Annotated in this window: 5 protein-coding genes; 1 reads left to right on the forward strand and 4 read right to left on the reverse strand. The window is 70.4% G+C overall.

From position 1 onward, the window contains the following. Nucleotides 1-10: 10 nt before the first annotated feature. The 4 genes from PV363_RS14735 to PV363_RS14750 all read right to left on the reverse strand — a co-directional run bounded on the left by PV363_RS14735 (nucleotide 11) and on the right by PV363_RS14750 (nucleotide 5,242). Complete coding sequence (locus tag PV363_RS14735) at nucleotides 11-907, reverse strand: sigma-70 family RNA polymerase sigma factor (protein WP_220347200.1); 897 nt, start codon at nucleotides 905-907, stop codon at nucleotides 11-13. A 211-nt stretch (nucleotides 908-1,118) separates the two neighbouring features. Then, the gene (locus PV363_RS14740) at nucleotides 1,119-1,664 is read right to left on the reverse strand and encodes a dihydrofolate reductase family protein (protein WP_220347082.1); all 546 of its coding nucleotides are present in this window, start codon (nucleotides 1,662-1,664) and stop codon (nucleotides 1,119-1,121) included. Nucleotides 1,665-1,730: 66 nt separating this feature from the next. Then, nucleotides 1,731-3,884, reverse strand: a complete 2,154-nt coding sequence (locus PV363_RS14745) for a S9 family peptidase (RefSeq protein ID WP_220365741.1) — start codon at nucleotides 3,882-3,884, stop codon at nucleotides 1,731-1,733. Then, nucleotides 3,881-5,242 (reverse strand): DNA polymerase IV, encoded by a 1,362-nt coding sequence (locus tag PV363_RS14750; protein ID WP_301022710.1) that lies wholly within the window; start codon nucleotides 5,240-5,242, stop codon nucleotides 3,881-3,883. The genes PV363_RS14745 and PV363_RS14750 overlap by 4 nt, the downstream gene beginning before the upstream one ends. 169 nt (nucleotides 5,243-5,411) lie before the next feature. Between PV363_RS14750 and PV363_RS14755 the strand changes: the two genes are divergently transcribed. Further along, nucleotides 5,412-6,262 (forward strand): DUF4192 domain-containing protein (locus PV363_RS14755; protein ID WP_301022711.1); only part of this gene is annotated, 851 nt, incomplete at its 3' end.

The raw sequence follows: 6,262 nt of genomic DNA on the forward strand, positions 1-6,262 counted from the left end.
TGCGCCCCCGTCAGGCGGCGAGATCCGGGTCGGCGATCTTGCGGAGACGCTGGATCGCCTCTCGCTCGAGCTGGCGGACGCGCTCGGCGGAGATTCCGTGGCGCTTGCCGATGTCGGCGAGCTTGTGCTGGCGGCCGTCGAGCAGACCGTAACGGCAGCGGATGATGTCGGCCTCGCGCTCGCCGAGGTGCTCCACCAGACCCGAGAGGCGGTCACGGGACTCCGTGTCGAGCACCGCGTGGTCCGGGCCGGGCTGGGTCTCGCGGGCGACCAGGTCGCCGAGGGACGTGTCACCGTCCTCGTCCACCGGGGAGTCGAGGCTGACGTGATCGCGACCCCACGAGATGAGGTCGATCACCCGCTCGACCTGCATGCCGAGCTCTTCGGCGATCTCAGCCGGGTCGGGCTCGTGGCCCAGCTTGCGCTCGAGGTTGCGACGAGCGGCACCGACCTGGTTGAGCTCCTCCACGACGTGCACGGGGAGCCTCACGACACGGCCCTGCTGGGCGATGCCGCGGGTGATGGCCTGGCGGACCCACCACGTGGCGTAGGTGGAGAACTTGAAGCCCTTGAGGTAGTCGAACTTCTCGACCGCCCGGATCAGGCCGGTGTTGCCCTCCTGGACCAGGTCGAGCATCGGCATCTGCGAGCGACCGTACTTGCGGGCGATCGACACGACCAGACGCAGGTTGGCGGTGATGAACTCGTCGAGGGCGCGCTCACCCTCGGCGACCATCCACTCGAGTTCCTCCTGGGTCGCCGACTTCGGGGCTCCGCCCTTCTTGCGGCCCACGCGACCCTCGGCCAGGAGGTGCTTGGCAAAGAGTCCGGCTTCGATGGTCTTGCTCAGCTCGACCTCACGGGCGGCGTCGAGCAGAGGGGTGCGCGAGATCTCGTCGAGGTACATACCGACGCTGTCTCGTCCCTCGGCGCGCTCACGCACCTGAGTCGTTGCTGTCGTCACGCAGACCAGCTCCTTCACTTCGTTCTCGGCTCGATCCATCACAACGCGATCAGCCGCCGGTCGATTCCGTCTGGCACTGGAAAAGACGAACAGAGCGTGCTAAAGGTGCCGGTCTCAGGTGTTTCTTAGGCCATATCCCTTAACCACGGGCCGCTCAGGGGTGGGCGACCGCGTATCGAGCGATCACGAACGGGTCGTCGTGACGAACGTCACGCAGCGTGAGGTCGAGGCGCCGGGGGAGGAGCGGCTGGCCTGAACCCAACGTGACGGGAGCGTACGAGACCTCGAGCTCGTCCAGGAGACCCGCGTCGGCGAACTGGCCGGCGAGCTCGCCCCCGCCGATCACCCAGACGTCCTTGTCGTCGGCGACCGCGAGCATCTCGGAGTGGACCGCCGCCACGTCGCCCTGGGCGAAGCGGATGTCGGCCCCCGGGACCCGCGGGAGGTCGCGATGTGTCATCACCCAGCTCGGTGAGGTGTAGGGCCAGGCCTGGGGGTTGTCGAGCAGGCTCTCGTGGTCGAGGATCCACTCGTAGGAGCTGGAACCCATCACCATCGCCCCGAAGCGCGTGGTGAGACCCTCCATCTCACCCGCGAGGTCCTCCGAGACAGGCTGGGAGAGCAACCAGCCGAGGTCGTGGTCGGACGTGGCGATGAATCCGTCGAGGCTGCTGGCGGTGTAGTAGATCGTCCGGGTCATCGGCTGATCGTCCCGGACAGCACCGACAGTTTTGGCCCGGTCGGTCAGTCTCGCCGACGTCCTTCCTCAGTCTCGGACGGCGAGCGGCTCGTGAGCAGCGCCGAGGGTGTCGATGACCCACGCGAGCTCGTACGCCCGCTCCTTCCACGACTCGTACCGCCCGCTCACGCCCCCGTGTCCCGCACTCATCTCGGTCTTGAGGAGCACGTCCGCGCCGGCGACGGCACGAAGACGCGCCACCCACTTGGCGGGCTCGACGTAGAGCACGCGGGTGTCGTTGAGGCTGGTGATCGCGAGGATCTTGGGATATCGCTGTGCGGTGACGTTCTCGTACGGCGTGTAGGACTTCATGTAGGCGTAGACCTCGGGATCGTGCAGCGGGTCGCCCCACTCGTCCCACTCGATGACCGTCAGGGGGAGCGAGGGGTCGAGGATCGAGGTCAGCGCGTCCACGAACGGCACGACCGCCAAGATGCCGGCAAAGTCGTCCGGGGCGTCGTTGGCCACGGCACCCATCAGCAGGCCCCCGGCCGAACCGCCCTCCGCCACCAGGCGCTCGCTCGTGGTCCACCGCTCGGCGACGAGATGACGAGCGCAGTCGACGAAGTCGGTGAAGGTGTTCTTCTTGTGCAGGAGGCGGCCGTCCTCGTACCAGCCGCGCCCCATCTCACCGCCGCCGCGGACGTGGGCGACCGCGAACACCACCCCGCGGTCGAGCAGCGACAGCCGTGTCGCGCGGAAACCGGGGTCGATGCTCGACTCGTAGGCGCCGTAGCCATACAGCAGCGCCGGAGCGCTCCCGTCGCGGGCCACACCCTTGCGAGCGACGAGCGAGATCGGCACCCTCGCGCCGTCGCGCGCGACCGCCCACAGCCGGTGCTGCTCGTAGTCGGCGGGGTCGTAGCCGCCCAGCACGGGCTGCTGCTTGCGGAGGAGGAGCTCACCCGTCGCGACGACGTAGTCGTACACGGTCTCGGGTGTGACGAAGGAGGTGTATCCGAGGCGGACGAGCGGTTGCTCCCACTCGCGGTTGGGCCCGAGCCCGCTGGTGAACAAGGGCTCGTCGAACGAGACTGCGACAGGGTCGCCGAGCGGAGCGCCCGGTCGGGCGTCGTCGTCGAGGGTGATCACGGCCACCTGGCTGAGCGCGTCGCGTCGCAGGCTCAGCGCGACGAACCCGGCGAAGGCGTCGACGTCCTCCAGACGGGTGTCGTCGCGGTGCGGGATCTCCGTACGCCAGTGCTCCGGTCCGGGCGTGGACACCGGGGCGCTCGCCAGCTCGAAGTTGACCGCGCCGTCGTTGTGGAGCACGAGGAAGCGGTCCTCGCCGCCGACCACGACGTGCTCGACGGAGTATTCGATGCCCTCGCGCCGGGGGGCCACCACTCGGAACTCGCCCGTGGGGTCGGTCGCGTCGAGCACCCGGATCTCGGTCGTGACCTTGGAGCCCGAGGCGATCACGAGGAATCGGTCGCTGCGGGTCGCGCCCACACCGGTGAAGTAGCGCTCGTCGGTCTCGTGGAACACGAGCTCGTCGGCGTCCGAGGGCGTCCCGATCGTGTGCCGCCACACCTTGTCCGGACGCCACGCGTCGTCGACGGTCGAGTAGTAGAGGTGATCGGCGTCGAACGACCACGTCGCGCCGTACGACACGTCGCTGATCTCGTCGTCGAGCAGGGCGCCCGAGCTCAGGTCCTTGACCCGCAGGGTGAACCGCTCGTCGCCGGCGGTGTCGACGGAGTAGGCGAGCAGGGACCCGTCACGGCTCACGCTGAGCGCGCCCAGGGCGAAGTAGTCGTGTCCCTCGGCCTCGGTGTTGCCGTCGATCAGGACCTGCTCGCCCTCGACGGGCGTGTCCGAGCCGAGCTCGGGCGGCGTCCAGTCGCCGGGGCTCGTCACGGGGCAGCGGCAGTGGACGGCGTACTCGCGGCCCTGGAAGGTGCGTGCGTAGTACCACCAGGATCCGCGCCGGACCGGCACGGACAGGTCGGTCTCGAGGACGCGCGACTTGATCTCGTCGAAGATCCGCCCGCGCAGCGCCTCGAGGTGCTCGGTCCGCTCGGCGGCGTAGGCGTTCTCGGCCTCGAGATAGGCGCGGGTCTCGGGCGCGTCCTTGTCACGGAGCCACTCGTAGTCGTCGACGACCTCGTCGCCGTGGTGGACCCTGACCTGGGGGTGGCGCGGCGCGACCGGAGGCCGCGGACCGGAAGACGTGCTCATGGCTCGACCGTACCGGGTGTCAAGGACGGGTCCTCGGCGTCGAACGTGCGTACGGGACCAGGCCCCGTGGTGGCCGTCTCGAAGCGCACCGTGACCCGCCCCAGACCCGACCCCCAGACCCATCCCGGGCCGTGCTCGTCGTGGACCACGTCGGCGCCTGGGGCCCATCGCGAGCGGGCACGGAGCGGACGCGGGACCGCGCCGGCGGTCGCGATGTCCGGCTCGCCGGCGAGCGTGGTCGCAGCGCCCGTCGATCCGGTGGCGGCCGCGAGCTCGTCGTCGTCGGGCGGGAAGAGGTCGTCCTGGACCCAGTCGGCCATCCCCGAGACGCCGACCCCGAGCAGCCGAATGCCTGACGAGGTGTCGATCTCGGCGAGCAGCCCTGTCACCGTGCGTGCGATCACGCGCGCGTCGTCGGTGGGTCCGGCGAGCGTCGCCGACCGGGTGTGGGTCTCGAAGTCGTGGTGGCGGATCTTGAGCGTGACCGTACGGCCGGAGGTGGCGTTGGCGCGCAGCCGCTCCGACACTCGACGGCTCATGGTGGTCGCCACGTCGGCGAGGACGCGCGGATCGGTGATGTCGGTCTCGAACGTGTCCTCGACGCTCAGCGACTTCGTCTCGCGCTCCGCGACCACCCCACGGTGGTCCTCTCCGCGAGCGAGCGAGTGCAGCGAGGTCCCGTACGCCGTGCCCAGCAGGGACGTGAGCTCGAGGAGGTCGAGTCGACGCAGCTGCTCGACCGTCTGGACGCCGATCCGGCGCAGGCGCTCGGCGGTCACCGGGCCGACGCCCGGGATCGTGCGCACGCTGAGCGGGTCGAGCGTCGCGATCTCGGTGCCGGGCGCGACGACGTACGACCCGTCGGGCTTGGCGAGCTCGCTCGCGATCTTGGCGAGGAACTTGGATGAGGCGACACCCACCGAGGCGGTCAGACCGCCGGTGCGCTCGGCGACGTCGGCGCGGACCTGCTCGGCGAGCGCGGTCACGCCGTCGAGGTCGAGGTGGCGTGACTCGTCTCCGGCGGCGAGGTCGACGAACGCCTCGTCGAGAGACAAGGGCTCGACGAGCGGAGAGATCTCGCGGAGCCGACCCATCACGACCCGGCTCGCGGCACGGTAGGCGTCGAAGCGCCCCGACAGATAGGCCGCGTGCGGGCACCGGGCTCGGGCCTCCGCCGTCCGCATGGCGGATCTGACGCCGAAGAGCCGAGCCTCGTACGAGGCGGTGGACACGACGCCCCGGTGACCAAGACCACCGACCACCACCGGCTTGCCGCGCAGCGACGGCTTGTCGCGCTGCTCGACGGCGGCGAAGAACGCGTCGAGGTCGAGGTGGAGGATCGTGGCCTGGCGGCGCATGGGCCCATTCTCGCTCCGGCTGCGGACGGCTCGTCGGCCAGTGTCGAGAGGCCAGTGTCGACCGGCCCGTGTTCACGGGCGAGTGTCCACAGGCCGGTGTCGACCGGCCGGTGTCCACAGGCCAGAAGTCACCTGTCCCGAGTGCTCTCCGAGGACCCACCCTCTCGGCATGACCGATGTGATGCGCGCTCGCACCCTGTCCGACCTGATCGGTGTTGTCCCCGTCCTGCTCGGGTTCCACCCCCGCGACTCGTTGGTGGCCGTGTGCCTCGACGGTCCTGCCGGCCGTGCCGGCTTCCGGCTGCGGGTCGACCTGCCTCCGCCGGAGGCCGCCGAGCTCGCCGCCGACCAGCTGGTGGGCTACCTGCTCCGCCAGGATCCGGACGCGGTCGCCCTGATCGCCTACGCCGACACCGATCTCGACGAGGGTGCGCGGGCACTCACCGACGCGATGACCCGACTGCTCCGCGCGGACGGCGTCCACGTCACCGACGCCGTCCGCTACGACGGCACGCGCTACTACTCCTACTCCTGCCAGGACCCGACGTGCTGCCCTCGCGAGGGGGTGCCGTGCGACGTCTCCTCGTCCCCGCTGCTCGCGGAGGCGGTCTTCCGTGGCCACGAGGTGCTGTCCGACCGGGACGACCTCGTACGCCGGTTCGCCCCCGTGTCGGGTCGTGCGCTCGAGGAGGCGCAGCGAGCGACCGAGCGAGAGGTGCAGGGCTTGGGCCGCGTCGGGGCGCACGGAGCTGCTCAGCGCGACGCCGAGACCGTGCGCCGTGGACTCGCCCGCGTCCTCCCGGTGGTGGATGCGGCTCTCGGCGCAGGGCCGGGTGGACCGGCGACGGGCGGCGGGGGGAGCGGCAGCGGCCATCGCCTGGTCCCCGACGACGTGGCTGCGCTGTCGGTGTGGACGTCGCTCGTCGTCGTACGCGACGTCCTCTGGTCGAGGATCACGCCTGCCAACGCGCTCGCCAGCCTCACGATGTGGCGCGAGGTCGCCGTGAGCGCCGTGGCTCC

Origin of the sequence: Mumia sp., assembly GCF_028803055.1 — a bacterium.
Taxonomy (GTDB): domain Bacteria; phylum Actinomycetota; class Actinomycetes; order Propionibacteriales; family Nocardioidaceae; genus Mumia.